Source organism: Achromobacter sp. HNDS-1, assembly GCF_040084795.1.
Classification (GTDB): Bacteria; Pseudomonadota; Gammaproteobacteria; order Burkholderiales; family Burkholderiaceae_B; genus Achromobacter; species Achromobacter ruhlandii.
Genome location: NZ_CP157584.1, coordinates 1315461 through 1332555, shown reverse-complemented (window position 1 = coordinate 1332555; position 17095 = coordinate 1315461). Strand labels below are relative to the sequence as shown.

Annotated in this window: 21 protein-coding genes; 9 read left to right on the top strand and 12 right to left on the bottom strand. The window is 68.9% G+C overall.

The features are described from left to right. Positions 1-38: 38 nt before the first annotated feature. The 4 genes from ABFG95_RS05835 to ABFG95_RS05820 all read left to right on the top strand — a co-directional run bounded on the left by ABFG95_RS05835 (position 39) and on the right by ABFG95_RS05820 (position 2962). A complete protein-coding gene (locus ABFG95_RS05835) occupies positions 39-1049 on the top strand; it encodes an NAD-dependent epimerase/dehydratase family protein (protein WP_348995563.1) in 1011 nt (336 codons plus the stop codon). Positions 1050-1140: 91 nt separating this feature from the next. After that, a complete protein-coding gene (locus ABFG95_RS05830; RefSeq protein WP_348995562.1) occupies positions 1141-2046 on the top strand; it encodes an aldose 1-epimerase in 906 nt (301 codons plus the stop codon). 78 nt (positions 2047-2124) lie between these two features. Then, a complete protein-coding gene (locus ABFG95_RS05825; RefSeq protein ID WP_049072891.1) occupies positions 2125-2481 on the top strand; it encodes a hypothetical protein in 357 nt (118 codons plus the stop codon). A gap of 127 nt (positions 2482-2608) precedes the next feature. Then, positions 2609-2962 carry an antibiotic biosynthesis monooxygenase gene (locus ABFG95_RS05820; RefSeq protein WP_063579912.1) on the top strand — a complete coding sequence of 118 codons (354 nt, stop codon included), beginning with the start codon at positions 2609-2611 and terminating at the stop codon, positions 2960-2962. Positions 2963-3056: 94 nt separating this feature from the next. Here the strand turns inward: ABFG95_RS05820 and ABFG95_RS05815 are convergent, their stop codons facing one another. From ABFG95_RS05815 to ABFG95_RS05805, 3 genes are all read right to left on the bottom strand, one after another. Further along, positions 3057-3314, bottom strand: a complete 258-nt coding sequence (locus tag ABFG95_RS05815; RefSeq protein ID WP_059271970.1) for a hypothetical protein — start codon at positions 3312-3314, stop codon at positions 3057-3059. 160 nt (positions 3315-3474) lie between these two features. Further along, a complete protein-coding gene (locus ABFG95_RS05810; protein ID WP_068981362.1) occupies positions 3475-4488 on the bottom strand; it encodes a zinc-binding alcohol dehydrogenase family protein in 1014 nt (337 codons plus the stop codon). Between the two features lie 27 nt (positions 4489-4515). Continuing rightward, positions 4516-5310 (bottom strand): SDR family oxidoreductase, encoded by a 795-nt coding sequence (locus tag ABFG95_RS05805; RefSeq protein WP_348995561.1) that lies wholly within the window; start codon positions 5308-5310, stop codon positions 4516-4518. Positions 5311-5419: 109 nt separating this feature from the next. Between ABFG95_RS05805 and ABFG95_RS05800 the strand changes: the two genes are divergently transcribed. Then, entirely contained in the window at positions 5420-6331 is a 912-nt protein-coding gene (locus ABFG95_RS05800) for a LysR family transcriptional regulator (protein ID WP_336724811.1), read from the top strand. A gap of 12 nt (positions 6332-6343) precedes the next feature. Here the strand turns inward: ABFG95_RS05800 and ABFG95_RS05795 are convergent, their stop codons facing one another. Continuing rightward, positions 6344-6847, bottom strand: a complete 504-nt coding sequence (locus ABFG95_RS05795; protein WP_348995560.1) for a DUF6496 domain-containing protein — start codon at positions 6845-6847, stop codon at positions 6344-6346. Positions 6848-7035: 188 nt separating this feature from the next. Here ABFG95_RS05795 and ABFG95_RS05790 point away from each other — a divergent pair, with 188 nt between their 5' ends. Continuing rightward, positions 7036-7254, top strand: coding sequence for a dodecin (locus ABFG95_RS05790; protein WP_006386517.1), 219 nt, complete (start codon positions 7036-7038; stop codon positions 7252-7254). Positions 7255-8193: 939 nt separating this feature from the next. Here ABFG95_RS05790 and ABFG95_RS05785 read toward each other — a convergent pair. Next, on the bottom strand, positions 8194-8748 hold the full coding sequence (locus tag ABFG95_RS05785; RefSeq protein WP_049072898.1) for an NAD(P)H-dependent oxidoreductase: 555 nt from the start codon (positions 8746-8748) through the stop codon (positions 8194-8196). 147 nt (positions 8749-8895) lie between these two features. Further along, positions 8896-9273: an oxalurate catabolism protein HpxZ gene (hpxZ, locus tag ABFG95_RS05780; RefSeq protein ID WP_059271958.1), complete on the bottom strand. Its 378-nt coding sequence runs from the start codon at positions 9271-9273 to the stop codon at positions 8896-8898. Between the two features lie 206 nt (positions 9274-9479). Between hpxZ and ABFG95_RS05775 the strand changes: the two genes are divergently transcribed. Further along, a complete protein-coding gene (locus ABFG95_RS05775; protein WP_068952923.1) occupies positions 9480-10025 on the top strand; it encodes an antibiotic biosynthesis monooxygenase in 546 nt (181 codons plus the stop codon). A 26-nt stretch (positions 10026-10051) separates the two neighbouring features. Here the strand turns inward: ABFG95_RS05775 and ABFG95_RS05770 are convergent, their stop codons facing one another. Genes ABFG95_RS05770 through ABFG95_RS05745 form a run of 6 tightly spaced genes read right to left on the bottom strand, consistent with a single transcriptional unit; the run spans position 10052 to position 15107 of the window. Further along, positions 10052-10759: a GntR family transcriptional regulator gene (locus tag ABFG95_RS05770; RefSeq protein WP_024069876.1), complete on the bottom strand. Its 708-nt coding sequence runs from the start codon at positions 10757-10759 to the stop codon at positions 10052-10054. Positions 10760-10779: 20 nt separating this feature from the next. Continuing rightward, on the bottom strand, positions 10780-12168 hold the full coding sequence (locus tag ABFG95_RS05765) for an AtzE family amidohydrolase (protein WP_175146118.1): 1389 nt from the start codon (positions 12166-12168) through the stop codon (positions 10780-10782). Continuing rightward, positions 12165-12347, bottom strand: a complete 183-nt coding sequence (locus ABFG95_RS05760; protein ID WP_063580350.1) for a DUF4089 domain-containing protein — start codon at positions 12345-12347, stop codon at positions 12165-12167. Before ABFG95_RS05760 ends, ABFG95_RS05765 begins: the two co-directional genes overlap by 4 nt. Positions 12348-12381: 34 nt before the next feature. After that, positions 12382-13203 carry an ABC transporter ATP-binding protein gene (locus tag ABFG95_RS05755; protein ID WP_348995559.1) on the bottom strand — a complete coding sequence of 274 codons (822 nt, stop codon included), beginning with the start codon at positions 13201-13203 and terminating at the stop codon, positions 12382-12384. Between the two features lie 2 nt (positions 13204-13205). Beyond that, positions 13206-14096 carry an ABC transporter permease gene (locus ABFG95_RS05750; protein ID WP_227740159.1) on the bottom strand — a complete coding sequence of 297 codons (891 nt, stop codon included), beginning with the start codon at positions 14094-14096 and terminating at the stop codon, positions 13206-13208. 3 nt (positions 14097-14099) lie between these two features. Further along, the gene (locus ABFG95_RS05745) at positions 14100-15107 is read right to left on the bottom strand and encodes an ABC transporter substrate-binding protein (RefSeq protein ID WP_049072904.1); all 1008 of its coding nucleotides are present in this window, start codon (positions 15105-15107) and stop codon (positions 14100-14102) included. Positions 15108-15386: 279 nt separating this feature from the next. On the opposite strand from ABFG95_RS05745, the gene ABFG95_RS05740 reads away from it, so the two are divergent. Then, positions 15387-16298 carry a LysR family transcriptional regulator gene (locus ABFG95_RS05740; RefSeq protein ID WP_059271950.1) on the top strand — a complete coding sequence of 304 codons (912 nt, stop codon included), beginning with the start codon at positions 15387-15389 and terminating at the stop codon, positions 16296-16298. Between the two features lie 121 nt (positions 16299-16419). Further along, positions 16420-17088, top strand: a complete 669-nt coding sequence (locus ABFG95_RS05735; protein ID WP_278992749.1) for a DUF4286 family protein — start codon at positions 16420-16422, stop codon at positions 17086-17088. Positions 17089-17095 lie beyond the last annotated feature (7 nt).

Sequence of the window (17095 nt, the reverse complement as noted above, 5' to 3'; positions counted from 1 at the left end):
GCCGCCGCGCCAGAATGGTCGCCATGGATTCACGGGAGATGACCATGACGATGATCGAATCGAGCCGGCCGGGCGCCGCGCTGGTGCTGGGCGCCACGGGCGGCGTTGGCGGCGAGGCGGCGCGTCAGCTGCGCGACGCCGGTTGGGGCGTGCGCGCGTTGGCGCGCGGGTTGGCGACGGAAACGGCGCGGCGCGACGGCATGACGTGGCTGCGCGGCGATGCCATGAATCGCCAGGACGTGGCGCGGGCGGCGCTGGGGTGCGAGGTGATCGTGCATGCCGTCAATCCGCCGGGCTATCGCCGCTGGGGCGAACTGGTGTTGCCGATGATCGACAACACCATTGCGGTGGCGACCGCCCAGGGCGCGACGATCGTGCTGCCGGGCACGATCTACAACTACGGGCCCGATGCGTTTACGGTGCTGCGCGAGAGTTCGCCGCAGCATCCGCTGACGCGCAAGGGCGCGATCCGGGTGGAGCTCGAACGCCGCCTGCGGGCGGCCAGCGAACGCGGCGCGCGCGCGCTGGTGCTGCGCGCGGGTGATTTCTTCGGCCCGCGCGCCGGCAACAACTGGTTCTCGCAAGGACTGGTCAAGCCGGGGCGGCCGTTGCGGCGCATCAGCAACCCGGGGGAGCCGGGCGTGGGGCATCAGTGGAGCTATCTGCCGGACGTGGGCCGGGCGCTGGTCGAGCTGCTGGCGCGGCGCGAGGCGCTGGCGCCGTTCACCGCCCTGCATATGGCGGGGCATTGGGATCCAGACGGCACAGGGATGACGGCGGCGATCGCGCGGGTGGCGCGCCGTCACGGCCTCGAACCGCGCGTGGCCGCGTTTCCATGGGGATTACTGCGGCTGGCGGCGCCTTTTTCGGAGACCGTGCGCGAGCTGCTGGAGATGCGTTACCTGTGGCGTCAGCCGCTGCGCATGGACAACGCGCACCTGGTCGGCGTGCTGGGCGCCGAACCGCATACGCCGCTGGACGAGGCGGTCGCGGCGACGCTGCGCGGGCTCAATTGCCTGCCGGCCGCGTTGCCGGCGGCCGTGGCCTGAAGGGGGAGGCGGCGCGTCCGGCTTGCTGGCGCCGGACCGCGCCATGCACAATGGCGCCACGCGGCCGTTCGCAGCGCCGCGGGAGCGCCCGATGCCTGATTTGCCCTTTCCCGCAACGCTGGATGCCAGCGAACGCGTAACCATCGCCCACGGCCCGCACCGCGCCGAGTTCGCGCCCGGCGGCGGCGGGCGCCTGACGCGCCTGTCGACCGATGCGCACGACTGGATCGTGCCGCTGGCCGAGACGGATTGGCCGCTGGCGCAATGGCCGCGCGCCGGTTCCTATCCGCTGGCGCCGTACTCGAACCGGGTGCGCGGCGGGGTGTTCACTTTCGGCGGCGCGCGGCATGCGCTGCAATCCTTGCCGGGACGGCCGCAGGCGATCCACGGCGGCGGCCTGTACCAACCCTGGGAGGTGCGGCACCTGGCCGACGATGCCGTGGATCTGGTGCTGCGGCAGCCTGCCGGCGTGCTGGGCTGGCCGTGGCCGTATGAATGCGTGCAGCGCTACCGGCTGGATTCGCGCGGCCTGTCGCTCACGCTCGTGATGATCAACCACAGCGACGCTGCGATGCCATTCGGCTGCGGCATTCACCCGTATTTCACCGCGACGCGCGTTGCCTTGCATGCGCGACGCATCTGGCCGACCGATGCCGATGGCCTGCCCGGCGCCAGCCAGACCGCCCACGTGCGCGAGATGGGCCAGTCGGCCGAGGGCTGCGATACCTATCTGTCGCAATGGGGCGGCCGCGCCACGCTGCACTGGCCGGATGGCCATGAACTGGCGCTGCACGCTGATCCGGCTTTCGCGCACCTGGTGGTCTACACCGCGCCGGGAGCGGATTTCCTGTGCGTGGAGCCGGTCACCAATGTGGCCGACGCCTTCAACCTGGCGGCGGCGGGCGAGACGCGCACCGGCCTGCGTGTGCTGGCGCCGGGCGAGCGTTTCAGCGCGTCGATGCTGCTGGCGCTGCAAGCGCCGCGTGGCGTGCGTTGATGGCGCGCGGCGATGCCGCTGGCAACGACCGGACGCTCCGGCGATAATCCGGCAAAAACCCAATCCAGGAGTCGTTACGTGAAAAAGCTCAGCACCGAACAATTGCAGGCGGCCGCCGAAACGCTGCGCCGGGTGCAGGCCAGGCTGGCCCGTTCGGGCAACCTGCCGCTGGAGCCGACGATCTACGCTTGCGCCAAGGGATTCCGGCGCAACGTGCCCGACTATGTCTGGTCGTGGCTGTCGGGCCTGCTGGCCCCGCACAAAAGCCTGTCGGCCTGGATGGACACGCACCAGCCGGGCTGGCGCGAAGGCAAGATTCCGGCCGCGGCGGTCTATGCGCGCACCGAAAACGGCTGGTTCGACTGGCTGATCGCGCAACTGGAAGACGAGATCCGCGATCCGCACGCCCGCGCCCGGCGCGACGGGCAGGCCTGATCCGGGTCCGGGCCGGGAGGGCGCGCGATTGCGGACGGCAATGTCCGTAGTCTCGCGCCCGCCGGCCTCTTTTTCGCGGCGTCGCGCCGGGCCATAGTGTTGCCTGTCTTTCACCACAGGAGCCGACATGGCCTTTCCCGTTTCAGCCACCTTCAAGCCCGCGCCGGATGGCACGGTATTCATCGTCAACGTGATTCATGCCCATCCGGGCCGGCAGGAGGACGCCTTCCAGGCGATCCAGGAAGTGGTGCATTATGTCGCGCGCACCAAGCCGGGGTTCCTGTGGAGCAACCTGGCCAAAAGCACGGACGGCAAGACGGTGGTGAACATCGAGGCGATCTCGGGGGCGGGAAAGGTCGACGAATTCTTTTCCGATCCGGTGTTCGTGGAGAAATTCCGCAAGCTCGACGCGGTATCGACCAGCGAATTCCACACCTACCAGGTCGATGACCTGGTGTTGCCCGGGCTGCCCGCCGCCTGAGCCGACGGCGCGCCAGGTTTCGCGCTATTTGATCGGGCTGTGTGAAGAAACGCGCGGCGGCGCCGACAGGATGTGTCGGCGGCTCGGGGCGGGGTCAGGCGCGCGCCCGCGAACGCGCCGCGCGCAGGCGCCGCAGCACCAGCACCAGCAGTTCCTGCGCCGTGGCCACCAGCAGGGCGGCCAGGATCGAACCCATTACCAGGGCGTCCCACAGACGCGGCGGGCCGACCCGGAACTGGATGGTGTCGAACACCAGCCCGGCGGTGATGCCCGCCACGATGACGGCTTTCCAGCCCTGCAGCGGCACCAGCCGCAGCATCAGCAGGGCGACCGCCACCATGCCCCAGAGCATGGGTTCCCGCGCTTGGTCGAACAGGTGAGAAATCAGAGCCAACTCCCGAAGGCGCGGCGGCGGGCGGCAGGCCCGCGGCGCGCAGTCGAGGTTTTACCTCTTTCTCCGGGCGAATGCGAGACGCCCGTCCCATTTTTTTCGTCGGGACGGGCCGGGCGGATCAGAAGCCTTCCAGCACCACCTTGCCGCGCGCCTTGCCGCTCTCGATGAAGGCGTGGGCGCGGCGCAGGTTTTCGGCGTTGATGCGACCGTAGTGCTCGCCCAGCGTGGTGCGCAGGGTGCCGTTGTCGATCAGCCGCGCGGCCTGGTTCAACAGCTCGTGCTGGGCGATCAGGTCGGGCGTGTTGTGCAGCGGCCGGGCGAACATGAATTCCCAGTGCAGCGAGGCCGACTTGCCCTTGAGCAGGCGCACGTCGATGGCCGACGGGTCGTCGATCAGCGCGATCCTGCCCTGCGGCGCGATGGCTTCGGCCAGCTGCGGGAAATGCTGGTCGGTCTGGGTCAGGCCGGCGATGAAGCTGACCTGCGGATGGCCGATGCGCTTGAGTTCCTCGGCCAGCGGGCGGGTGTGGTCGATGACGTGATGGGCGCCCAGCTCGGTGACCCAGGCCTGGGTCTCGGGCCGCGAGGCGGTGCCGATGATGGTCAGGCCGGTCAACTGGCGCGCCAGCTGCACCAGGATCGAACCGACGCCGCCGGCCGCGCCGACCACCAACAGGGAGCCCTGGCTGGGCGCGGCGTTGTCCAGCACGCGCAGGCGGTCGAACAGCAGTTCCCACGCGGTGATGGTGGTCAGCGGCAGCGCGGCGGCCTGGGCGAAATCCAGGCTCTGCGGCATGCGGCCGACGATGCGCTCGTCGACCACGTGCAGTTCGCTGTTGGCGCCGGGGCGGGTCAGGGCGCCGGCGTACCAGACGCGGTCGCCGGGCGAGAACAGGCTGGTCTTGGCGCCCACGGCGCGCACGATGCCGGCGGCGTCCCAGCCGATGATCTCGGGCTGGCCGTCCTTCGGCTTGCGGTTGGCGCGGATCTTCACGTCCACCGGGTTGACGGAAATGGCTTTGACTTCGACCAGCAGGTCGTGGTCGCCGGGCACGGGCTCGGGCGCGGTGATGTCCTGCAGCGATTGCGGATCGGTGGCGGGCAGGTTCTGGAAGTAGGCGATGGCTTTCATGGGGGATCTCTGGACGGGAAAAAGGGATCAGGCGATGGTGCGGACCACGCCGCCGTCGACGCGCAGGGCGGCGCCGTTGGTGGCCGAGGACTGGCGCGAGCAGGTGTAGACGACCATGTTGGCCACTTCCTCCACCGTCGCCAGCCGGCGCAGCAGCGAGCTGGGACGATGCTGGGCGATGAAGTCGCGTTCCATCTGTTCTTGCGGCAGGCCTTGTTCCCTGGCCATTTCGGCGAAGAAGTCGACCACGCCTTCGGAGCGCGTCGGGCCGGGCAGCACGGCGTTGACGGTCACGCCGCTGCCTGCGGTCAGCTCGGCCAGGCCGCGCGAGACGCCCAGCATCGCGGTCTTGCTGACGCCGTAGTGGATCATCTCGGCGGGAATGTGCAGCGCCGATTCGCTGGAGATGAAGACGATGCGGCCCCAGTCGGCGGCCAGCATGCGCGGCAGGTAATAGCGCGACAGGCGCACGCCGCTCATGACGTTGGTGTCGAGCATGTAGCGCCAGTCGTCGTCGGTGATCTCGGTGAAGGACTTGGGCGCGAAGTAGCCGGCGTTGTTGACCAGGATGTCGACGTCGGGATGGGCGGCGCAGATCGAGGCGGCGCCGTCGGCGGTGGACAGGTCGGCCTGCACGGTGTGGACCTGGGCGCCCGGATGCTGGCGCGCGACGGCGTCGGCGGCCTGCTTGAGCTTGTCGGTGTTGCGGCCGTGCAGCACGACCTGGGCGCCGGCCTCGGCCAGGCCTTGGGCGATGGCCAGTCCGATGCCGCCGGACGAGCCGGTGACCAGGGCCTTCTTGCCGTCGAGTTCGATTTTCATGGGGGACTCCAAAAGCGTGGGGGTGACGCCATCATTACCCAGTGGCGAATGCGGAAAAACCGGCTAGCATCGGACTCAGTTTCAATAATTTTTTGAAAATGAGCCCTTCATGGTTCGGTTTGAAGACCTGCGCATCTTTGTGGCGGCGGCGGATCACGGCAGTTTTTCGGCTGCCGCGCGCGAGCTGGACCTGACACCGGCGGTGGCCAGCGCCGCGCTCAAGCGGCTCGAACTGTCGCTCGAAACCCGCCTGTTCGTGCGATCGACGCGCAGCCTGCGGCTGACCGGCGACGGCGAGCGCTACCTGGAATACGCGCGCGCCGCGCTGTCGAGCCTGCAGGCCGGCCAGAGCGCGCTGGCGCGCGACAAGACGGCGATCTCCGGCACGCTGTCGGTGTCGATTCCGTCGGACCTGGGCCGCCATGTGCTGCTGCCCTGGCTGGACGAATTCCAGCAGCGCCATCCGCGCGTGAACTTCCAGGTGCGCATCAGCGACCGTCTGGCCGACCTGTACCGGCAGCCGGTCGATATCGCGCTGCGCTACGGCACGCCCGGCGATTCGGGCCTGGTGGCGCTGCCGCTGGGCGAGCACAACCGCCGCGTCGTGTGCGCCGCGCCGGCCTATTTCGCGCGCCACGGCATGCCGCGCACCCCCGCCGACCTGCGCCGCCATAACTGCCTGTGCTTCGTGCTGGGCGAGTCCCTGCACGACCGCTGGGCCTTCGAGCACGAGGGCGACACGGTGACCGTGCCGGTCAAGGGCGACCGCGTTGGCGACGACGGCGACCTGGTGCGGCGCTGGGCGCTGGCCGGCCACGGCGTGGCCTACAAGTCGCGCTACGACGTGCTGGCCGATCTGCGCGCCGGGCGGCTGGTGCAGGCCTTGCCCGACTACATCGGCGAACCGTCGCCGCTGTACCTGCTGTGCGTGCACCGCATGCTGCTGTCGCCCGCGGTCAAGCGCCTGCGTGAATTCCTGCAGGCGCGCCTGCGGGAGTTCGAGGCCGGCGCCACGCCGTGACCGCCGCGCCGCTCAGTGATGGGCGGCGGCGCGGTTGGCGGCGCGGGTGCGCGCGGCTTTCTTGGCGGCGGCCGAGCGTCCCGCCGCGCCCTTGGTGGCGGCGGCCTTTTTCGCGGCGGCCGAACGATCCGCCGCCGTGCGCCGGCTGGCCGTCTTGGACGCATGGCGCGCCAGGGCGGACTTGGACGCCGGCTTGGCGCTTTCACGCTTGAGGGCGCGGGTGGTGGCGCGGGCGCGCGTGGCGGATTTCGCGTGGCCGTCGTGCGCCGCCTCGCTGTCCTGCTTGGCCTTGCGGCGGGTGGCCGCGCCGGCCTTCTTGGGCGAGGGCAGGTCGACGCCGGCGCGGCGCGCCTTCGACAGGCCGATGGCGATGGCCTGCTTGGTCGAGCGCACGCCGTGCTTGCCTTCGCGCACGTGGTCGATTTCCTCGCGCACGAATTCGCCCGCTTGGGTGGATGGGGACTTGCCTTGCTTCTTGTCGCGCGCGGCGCGTTGCAGCGTTTTCCGTTCAGGCATGACAACCTCCTGGCTTGCGTTTCAGAAGCGAGACCGCGACGTGGGCGAGGCCGCGCCGACGGAACTCGTAACACCACTCTATGCCCCACGCGGTATCCTGTGTGTTCGAATGGATTGCCGGTCGTAAGCGCCGGAACCCCGCGCGCGGCCGACGATTCGCAACGCTTCCCCCTCAAAGGAGACAAGCCATGTCGAATCATGTCTACAAGCAGATCGAACTGGTGGGCTCGTCCACCAAGTCCACCGACGATGCGATCAGCAAGGCCATCGAACGCGCGTCCGAAACGCTACGCCACCTGGATTGGTTCGAGGTCACCGAGGTGCGCGGCCACATCAAGGACGGCAAGGTGGCGCACTGGCAGGTCGGCCTGAAGATCGGCATGCGGCTGGAGGATGGCGACGTCTAGCGCGTCGCCGGGGCGCGGTCCCCGCCGCACAGGGGGGCGTGCAGGTCGCGGGCGCGTCCGCGCGGCTGCTCCTTTTTTGAGCGCTGACTGCAAGTGCTTGCCGGATAAGCTTTTTTTCAGCTTGTCATGAGACTGTTCAGAGGTTTGTCCACATTCCGTGGGGACAAATCCGGCCGCGCGCCGCATCCATCGCGCGGCGGCGGTCGCGGTCGTACGGCGGGAGCGGCCCTGGGCGTTTATTGCCCGCTCGCAGCAAGGCCTTGGCGGCAAAGGGATTTTCGTGGCTGCCCGCAGGCTGTCCTCAGCCTTATCCACATTTCCCGGGGACAACCCGGCACCTTTTCGGGCCGCGCTGGGCCTTTCTTGATCACCCCTCGCAGGTGCTTGATGTGCAAGGGAAAAGCCGAGCTGCCCTCATTCTGTCCTCATGCTTGTCCACAGAATGCTGGGACAAATGCCCGTGTTGGCGCGTGTGCTGGCGCCAGGCGCGGGATTCGTCCTTCAGGCGGTGGATAAGTGCTCCGGAGATCGGCCAAACGGTCGATTGCGCATTTTTTGATCGACACTTGCAAGTGCCTGGCATGACAGGCTTTTTCGCACCTGCCCCACAGCTGTCCTCAAGCTTCTCCACAGTTGGCGGGGATATTGTTGGCCCCCGCACGGCGCGCACGGCGTGCGCTTGCTGCCCCCCGAGGGGGCTGCCTGGCCTGCGGACGGCCGGGTGGCTATTTTTTTGGGGCGGTGTTGTGGTGGGCAGGGGGGCCCGCGCGAGGCGGGCTTGTTGCCTGCCGAGGCGAGGCGAAGGGAAGTATTTGGGAGCGGGGGCGCTTTATCCACAAAAAAAGCCCCCCGGCTTGGCGGGGGGCGTGATCGCCCGGAGGTAGACGGGCGATCGGTTGCCGGGGCGGGCAGGCGCCCTTGGCCCGGCAGCGGCGGCAATCAGGCGTTGAACTTCTTGACCCAGTCGACGTAGCGGTCGATCCAGCCTTGCAGGAACTTGCGCGTGCCTTCGTTGGTGATGTTGTACTGGTCGTCGACCAGGCCATCGGTGTACTGCAGGAAGACTTCCGGCGTGGTCAGGGCGTTGGCGCCTTCGGCGGCCAGGATGTTGCGCAGGTGCTGCTGCATGAGGGCGGTGCCGGCGGCGCTGGGCGAGGTGCCCAGGATACCCACGGCCTTGCCGGCCCATGAATTCTGGCCCCACGGACGGGTGCCCCAGTCGATCGCGTTCTTGATGGCGGCGGGCACCGAGCGGTTGTGCTCGGGCGAGACGAACAGGATGCCCTGGGCATCGAGGATCTGCTGCTTGAGCTTGGCCGCGGGCGCGGGCAGGTTGTTCTCGTTGTCCTGGTTGTACAGCGGCACGTCGCCCAGGCTGACGTAGTCGAACTTGAAGTCCGCGGGAACCAGTTTTTCCAGTGCGCGCGCCAGGCGCAGGTTGATCGATGCGGCGCGCAGGCTGCCGACGAAGACGGCGATCTTGTAGGTGCTCATGAGGCGGGGCTCCTGGGTCGGGGGAAAGCCCAGTGTAGACCTGTCCTCATGACGGCTCAATGGCGGCGAACCCATAAGGTTATGGACGGTGTTGACTTGTGTCAGGACGCGGCGGCCCGGCCCGGTCCCGCGGGCGGCGCGGACGCGTTACGCGCTCATCAGGCTGACGTGCGCCGACACCACGCGCCAGCCTTGCGGCGTGCGCATCCAGGTCTGGCTCTGGCGACCAATACGGTCGCTGCCGTCGCGCTGGAATTCGATGTTGGTGGTGGCGAAGTCGTGGCCATAGGTGGTGATGGCGGTGCGCAGCACGCGGCGCGCCAGGCCTTGCGGCGAACGACCGGCGCGGAAGGCGCGGATGGCGTCATAGCCGTAGAGGTTCTCGCCGGCGCCATAGCGCAGCGTATGGGGGCTGTCCCAGAACAGCTCGTCGAGCACGTCGACCTGGTTGTTGACCAGGGCGGCTTCATAGCGCGCGAAGGCCACGGTGACCTCGGCGACGACGGCGGGCAGGTTGATGTCCATGTGAGGATGTGCTCCGTGTTGATTGCACCACCATGGTGCTTGATTCAGGGTAATCACCAATATGGGGTGTGTTGCGGTGCGCAAATTCCGCCGTGGCATAGGCGGATCGCCCTGTGCGCGGGGGGATGCTGCGGTGCAAGGCTGGCACGCCGCTTGCTAGGGTTTACACCACATAACGCGCTGCACGCCGCTCCAGGAGTTTCACCATGTCCCGTTCCGCCGTTCCCGCCCCGGTCACCATGCTGGTCACTCGGCACATCACGCCCGAACGCTATAGCGATTTCCTGTCCTGGATGCGCCAGGGCGAGATCCTCGCCGCCGGCTTTCCCGGTTTTCTCGGCTCGGGCGTGCTGCAGCCGCCCGAGGGCGGCGATCAGTATCAGATCGTGCTGCGCTTCAACGACGAGGCCAGCCTCAATCGCTGGGAGCAATCGCTGCCGCGCCGGATGTGGCTCGAACGCGGCGCCGCGCTGGTGCGGGCCAGCCATGCGCGCCGCGTCAGCGGCATGGACAGCTGGTTCGGTCCGCAGGGCAACGCCGGCGCGCCGCCGCGCTGGAAGCAGGCCGTGAGCATCTGGCTGGCGTACTTCCCGGTGCTGCTGGCGTTCACCTTGCTGGTGAGCGAACACCTGAGCGCGCTGCCGGTGTTCTGGCGCGCGCTGATCACCAGCGTGACGATGACGCCGGTGATGGTGTTTGTCTGCATTCCGTTCGTCACGCGCCGGCTGGAGCGCTGGCTGCGGCCGCACTGACGCGGCCGCGTATCGCGCCTGCGCCATCACGCCGCCTGCGCGCGGCGCGTGGCATACAGCCGGTGTAGCGTGATCTTGCGCACGGCGGCCTGGCTGTCGCCGATATGCGCCGCAAGCAAAGCCGTCGCGCGTTCGGCGTCGCGGGCCAGGATGGCGTCGAGGATGGCGCCATGTTCGGCGTAGGTATGGGCGATGCGGTCGGGCTGGGTGAAGTCCAGCCGCCGCACGATGCGGATGCGCTCGGTGGCGGCGCGGTGCACGCGCGCGATTTCAGGATTGCCGGCGGCGGCCACCAGGTCCGCATGGAAGCGCTCGTCCAGGTCCGCCAGCCACTCGCCATCGCCGGAATAATGGGCGCTGTCCACCAGCCACGTATCCGCCAGCGGCTGCAGCGCGCGCAGCGGATCGGGCACCTGGCCCGGCGCGCACAGCGCGCGCACCGCCGCGATCTCCAGCACGCTGCGCAGTTCATAGAAGTGATCGAGCGTGTCGAAGTCCAGCGGCTTGACCAGCCAGCCATTGCGCTGGCGCACCTCCAGGTAGCCCTCGCGTTCCAGGCGGAACAGGGCTTCGCGCACCGGCGTGCGGCTGACCCGCAGGCGGTCGGCGATTTCGGTCTCGGTGAAGCGGTCGCCCGGCGCCAGGCGGAAATCCAGGATGTCGCGCTTGAGCGTGCCGTAGGCGGAATCGGCCAGGCTGCGGGGCGTGTCGATGACGGCGAATGCGGAATCCATGGACGGCCTCGGTTGGCGGGTCAGGAGAGGGGACGAACGGTGGCAACGCCCGCCTGTTCCAGCCGCCGCGCGGCCAGCAGGCAATCGGCCTCGCGCCACGGCGCGGCGATCAATTGGACGCCCAATGGCAGGTGCGCGTCGGCGCCGATGCCCGGCCAGGTGGGCGCGGCGCACACCGGCAGGCCAAGGCAGGAGATCGGCTGTGTCAGCAGGCCCATGCTGGCGCGGGCGGGCAGTGACTGGCCGGCCAGGGCCAGGGTCTCGGTGCCGATGGCGGTGGCGGGTACCGGCGTGGCCGGGGCGATCAGCACGTCGTAGCGCGCGAACAGCGCCATGGCCTCGCGGTAGACGCGGTGGCGCACCCGCTGGGCCTGCTGCACCCAGGCGGCGGGCACCAGGCTGCCGGCGACCAGGCGATCACGCGAATGCGGCTCGTAGTAGTCATAGTGCGTGACCAGGCGGCGGCGATGCAGGGCGCCGCCCTCGGCCGCGGTGATGACGAACGCGGCGGCGCGCGCCTGTTCGGCGCTGGCCAGTTCGACGACCTGCGTGGCCGCCAGCGCGTGCGCGGCCAGTTGCACGGCCTGGCGCGCCTCGGCGCCGGCCCAGTGCGCGAAGTAGCCGCCCAGCACGGCCACGCGCAACGGCCGGTCCGAGCCCAGATCCGCCAGCGCGGGTTCGACGGGCCGTTGGGCGCAGGCGGCATCTTCATCGTCAGCGCCTTGCAGCGCATCGTAGACCGCGGCCAGGCTGGCCGTATCGGCCGCGAACGGGCCCAGGTGGTCGAGGCTGCCGACGAACGGGAACGAGCCGGTGCGCGGCAGGCGGCCGAAGGTCGGCTTCAGGCCGAACACGCCGCACAGCGAGGCCGGCACGCGGATCGAGCCGTTGGTGTCCGAGCCCAGCGTCAGCGGCACCAGGCCGCCGGCCACCGCCGCCGCGCTGCCGCCCGAGGAACCGCCGGCGATGCGGGCGGGATCGTGCGGGTTGCGGCTGGCGCCGTAGTGCGAGTTCTCGGTGGTGAAGCCGTAGGCGTGTTCGTCCATGTTGAGCGCGCCCACCAGCACGGCGCCGGCATCGCGCAGCCGCGCCACCAGGGTAGCGTCGCGCGGCGCGGGCGGATTGGCGGCGTTGACGCGGCCGCCGGCCAGCGTCACCTCTTCGGCGGTGTCGAACAGGTTCTTGACCGCGTACGGCACGCCGGCCAGCGGCGGCAGGGATTCGCCGCGGGCCCGCCGCGCGTCGATGGCGGCGGCTTCCTGGCGCGCGCGGGTTTCGGTGATGGCGGTGAAGCAGTTGTAGCGCGCATCGGCGGCGCGGATGCGCGCCAGCGTGGCTTCCAGCACCGCGCCGGCGCTGCGCTCGCCAGTGCGGATCTGCCGAGCCAGATCGAGGACGGCGCCGTTCACGGGCGGAACACCGAGGCCGATTCCAGCTCCACCGGCAGGGCCTCGTCGATGAAGCTCGAAGCGATGTCGTGGATGCGCGTGAACTGCCGCGCCACTTCGGCCGCGGCCGGTTCGCGCAGGGCATAGCCGGCCAGCGCCAGCGCGCTGCGTACGTATTGGTCGATGGTTTCCTGGGTCATGGCGGACTCCGGTGGATCGGAAGGAAAAGACGGGCTATTTGCGGACTTCGCGCTGGAAGATCTCCAGGCTCAGTTTCTTCATGCCGATGAAGCTGGGCTCGGACAGCGTCTCGACCGTGCGCGGCCGGGCGTCGCCGTAGTCCAGGATCTCGGCCACGCGGGTGGGGCGCTTGGTCAGCAGCAGCACCTGGTCGGCCAGGTACACGGCTTCCTCCAGGTCGTGCGACACCAGCAGCATGGTGGTGCCGGTCTGCATGAAGACCTCCTGCAGCTTTTCGCGGATGAACAGCGTCATCTCGAAATCCAGCGCCGAGAACGGCTCGTCCAGGAACAGCACTTCCGGTCCGGGGGCCAGCGCGCGCATGATGGAGGCCGTCTGCTGCTGGCCGCCCGACAGCTCGTAGGGATAGCGCTTGAGGTCGAACTTGACGTCGAACGAGGCCACCAGCTCTTCCACGCGCGCGTCCACCTCGGCTTTGCCGCGGCCTTCAAGGCGCAGCGGGTAGGCGATGTTGTCGATGGTGCGCAGCCACGGGAACATGGCCTCGCGGTAGTTCTGGAAGACGTAGCCGATCTTGGTCTGGGCCAGCGACTTGCCGTCGAACAGGATCTCGCCGGCATCGATGGGGATCAGGCCCGCGATCATGTTGATCAAGGTCGATTTGCCGCAGCCGTTGGGGCCGAACACCGAGACGATCTTGCCCTTGGGGATGTCGAGGTTGAAGTCCTCGTACAGCGGCCAGCCGGCGAAATACTTGGTCAGGCCGCGGATGGTGATGTGGGTGCCGGCCGGACCCGGCCGGAACGGCGCGGGCGTGGGGGAGGGGGCGATGACGGGGTTGATGACGGTGGACATGATTATCGGCCACTCCAGTGGACCACGCGCTTTTCCAGCACCAGGAAGAGGATGTTGAGGACGTAGCCGAGCGCGCCGGCGGCCAGGATCGAGGCGTACATGTCGCGCACGTTCAGCACCTGCTGGGCGTTGATGATGCGGTTGCCGAGTCCGCTGTCCGAGCCGATGAACATCTCGGCCACGATCACGATGACCAGCGCCATCGACACGCCGCTGCGCAGGCCGACGAAGGTGGGCTGCAGGCTTTCCCAGATCAGCACGTCCTTGAAGATCTGCCAGCGCGAGGCGCCCATCACCCGCGCCGCCATCACGCGCTGCTTGCGCGCATTGATGACGCCGTAGGCGCTGTTGAACAGGATCACCAGCACCGCGGCGAAGGCGGCGATGGCGATCTTGTTCATGTCGGTCACGCCGAAGATCATCAGGAACAGCGGGATCAGCGCCGACGACGGCGTCGAGCGGAAGAAGTCCACCAGGAATTCGACGCTGCGGTAGGCTTTTTCATTGCTGCCCAGCAGCACGCCCAGCGGCACGCCGATCACGCCGGCGATGACGAAGGCCTGCAGCGTGCGGCTGACCGAGGCCAGGAAGTCGCCCAGCAGCGGGCCGCCGGCCATGCCCTTGGCCAGGGCCACCAGCGTGGCGCCGGGCGTGGGCAGCAGCACCGGGCTGACCAGCTGCAGGCGCACCACCAGGTCCCACACCACGTACAGCGCCAGCGGGCCGATCAGCGGCAGCAGGCGCGCGGCGGTCCAGGTGCGCGGCGGGCGCGAGGCGGGGGCGGTTTTGCCCGGCGACCCGGCGGCAGGCAGGGCGGCCGCCGACGCGACGGCCGCGTGGCTGGCGCTGCCGGCCGGGGCCGCGCTGGCGCGGTTGGCGTTGATCGCGTCCATGGCTCAGCCCTTGTACAGCATCGAGGCCACGTCCACCTTCTGCGCGAAGATGCCCTTGTCGGCGAACAGGTCGAAGAATTTCTGGAAGTACTGAATGTCGCTGGGGGTGAACTCGTTGTAGAGCGTGTACGCGGCCAGCGGCACGGCTTCGGTCATGGGGCCTTCGATGGCGGTGTAGCCCTTCATGAAGGGGCGCGCCTCGTCGGGCTTGGTGCGGATCAGCTCGATGCCGCGGGCGTAGGCGGCGATGAATTTCTTGCTCTCCTCGGGATGCTTCTTCAGGAACGCGGTGGTCAGCGAGGCCGAGCCGCCGAACCACGGCGCCATCGGATCGCCCAGCACGTATTTGGCGATCACGCCCGCCTCGAGCACGCGGGTGGTGCCGTTCAGGCGCCCGACCGTGCCGGTGGGCTCAAGCGTGTAGCACGCGTCCAACTGGCCGGCGGCGACCGCGGCGACGTGCTGGCTGATCGCCAGCTCGACCACGGTCGCCCCGGTTGCGCCGGCGCGCTCCAGCACTGCTTTGGCCAGCGTGGCATTCTGGATGCCGGGTCCAGAACCGACCTTTTTCCCCTTGAGGTCTGCGATGGATTGGATGGGACTGTCTTTCGCGACGATGAACTCGTCCAGCACGTTCTTGGCGTTGCTGGGATTGGAGGCGAATATCTTGAACAGGCCGGGCGAGGCGATCTCGCCGATGGCCAGGTTGGCCGAGCCGGTGCCGTTGGCGCTGCCGTCGGCGCGGCCCGCCAGCATGGCTTCCATGACCTGCTGCGCGCCGGCGAACTTGAGCGCCTCGACGTTCAGGCCGGCTTCCTTGAAGTAGCCCTTTTCGATGGCGGCATAGAACGGCAGGCCGGCCGCGACCGGCCAGTAGCCGATGCGGATGACCGGGCCCGATTGCGCGCGCACCAGGGCGGGCGCGGCCAGCGCGGCGGCGCCCAGCGCGGCGCCCTGCATCAGCCGGCGGCGGGTGGCGTTGAAAGCGAAGGGCGCGGGGCGGTCGGTCATGCGGGACTCCTGGTCGGGAAAAGAATGGGCGCTTGTAGACAAGCTTGCATACCAGTCCTTCAAGCAAGACCCGTGCCAACCTTCGCGGACCCGGTTTTTCGCCATGATGGGGCGATCCTGGCGCCTCGCGTGAACCAAGCTGGTGCATGCGGCACCGCCAGGGAGCGTGCGTTGCGTCGTGGCGCGGCCGGGTCGCCAGGCGTTAGGATGTGCACAGGCCGGGGCTGCCGCCCCGCCGTTATCGGAAGGGCGCGTCATCGGGCGCGCCGTGGCGTGGATATGAATACCCGTTTTGTCGAAGCTTTCCTGTGGTCCGCCCGGCTGGGCAGTTTTCGCGCGGCCAGCGACCGCCTGCACATCACGCAGGCCGCGGTGGCCAACCGCATCGCCTCGCTCGAGGAGGACATCGGCGCGCGCCTGTTCGAGCGCGACGCCAAGGAGCTGCGGCTGACGGCGGTGGGCACGCGCCTGCTGGACTATGGCGAGCGGCTGATGCAACTGCGCCAGCAGATCCTGTCGCTGGGCCGCACCGGCGACGAGGTGTTCGGCCTGGTGCGCATCGGCGCCATCGAGACGGTGGTGCACACCTGGCTGATCGGCTTTTTGACCAACCTGCGTTCCACCTATCCGGGCATCGAGGTGCAGCTGACCTCGGAGACCACCCGCGCGCTGCACCGCGGCCTGCGCGAAGGCACGCTGGACATTGCCTTCCAGACCGACCTGCTGACCGATACCGGCGTCATCAGCACGCCTTGCCTGCCGATGGAGATGGGTTGGGTCGGGCCGGCCGGCGACGAAGAGACGCTGACGGTGCAGCAATTGCTGAGCGAGCCGGTGCTGACCATGAGCCCCGGCTCGCAGCCGCATGAGGCCCTGAAAGGGCTGTTCCGCGAAGCCGGCCTGCCCTTGGGCAAGGTGCATTGCGTCAGCTCGATCTCGGCGCTGGCGCGGCTGGTGCGCAGCGGCTTTGGCCGCGCCCTGGTGCCGCTGCCGCCGATCTACGAATACGTGGCGCGCGGCGAGGTGCAGATGATCCGCTGCGACGTGCCGGTGCCGCCGCAGTTGCTGGTGGTGAGCTACCTGGAGGGCGCCGGTTCGGATGCGATCCGGCTGGTGGCCGAGCTGGCCTGCCGCGCCTCGGATCAGTACACCGCATCGGTCGCGCCGCCCAAATTCGCATCCGCGCAATAGCGTTATCCCTAGGTCGGCTTTCAGTAATTCTGTTGCCGGCGCGAAAAATTACTCGTTTGTCGGAGTTGGCCCCGCCGGCCGAAGATGAGTCCCTTCCGTTATCGAAGGGATTTTTTCTTTCATGAGCCAAGCCTCCACTCCGTCCGCGCCCCACGGCATGCTGTTCGTCGCCTGCGACGTCGATCCCGCCTTCGAAACCGACTTCAACCGCTGGTACGACCGCGAGCACGTCGAAGAGCGGGTGCGCATCCCCGGCTTCCTGTCGGGCGCGCGCTATTTCTCGCGGTCCGGCGGCCGCAAGTACCTGGGGCTGTACCGCACGGAATCGCTGGGCGCGTTCACCACCGCCGATTACCGCGCCGCCTTCGAGCGCCAGACGCCGTGGTCGGTGGCCAACCTGGACCGCATGCGCGACCCGATGCGGCGCGTCTGCGCGGTGCAGGCCGTGACCGGCTTCGGCAGCGGCAGCCACATTGCCGTGCTGCCGCTGGTGTTCGGCGGCGATGCCGGGGCGCTGGCGGCGCGGGCCGCTGACACCGGCGCGGCGCTGGCGCAGGTCGATGGTTTCGTTCAGTCCTATTTGTTGGCGCCGGACGCGGCCTTGAGCGGCCCCTTGCCGCGAGAATCCAGCGAGAACCGCCGCCTGGATCCGCTGTTCGTGATCGAGGCCAGCTCGGCCGGCGCCGCGCAGGCCCTGGCCGAACAGGCCGCCGGCGCCTTCGGCATCCGCGCCAGCGATGCCTGGCAACTCGAACTGGGCTGGAAGCTGGCGGCCGCCGACCTGCGTTGACGCGGCG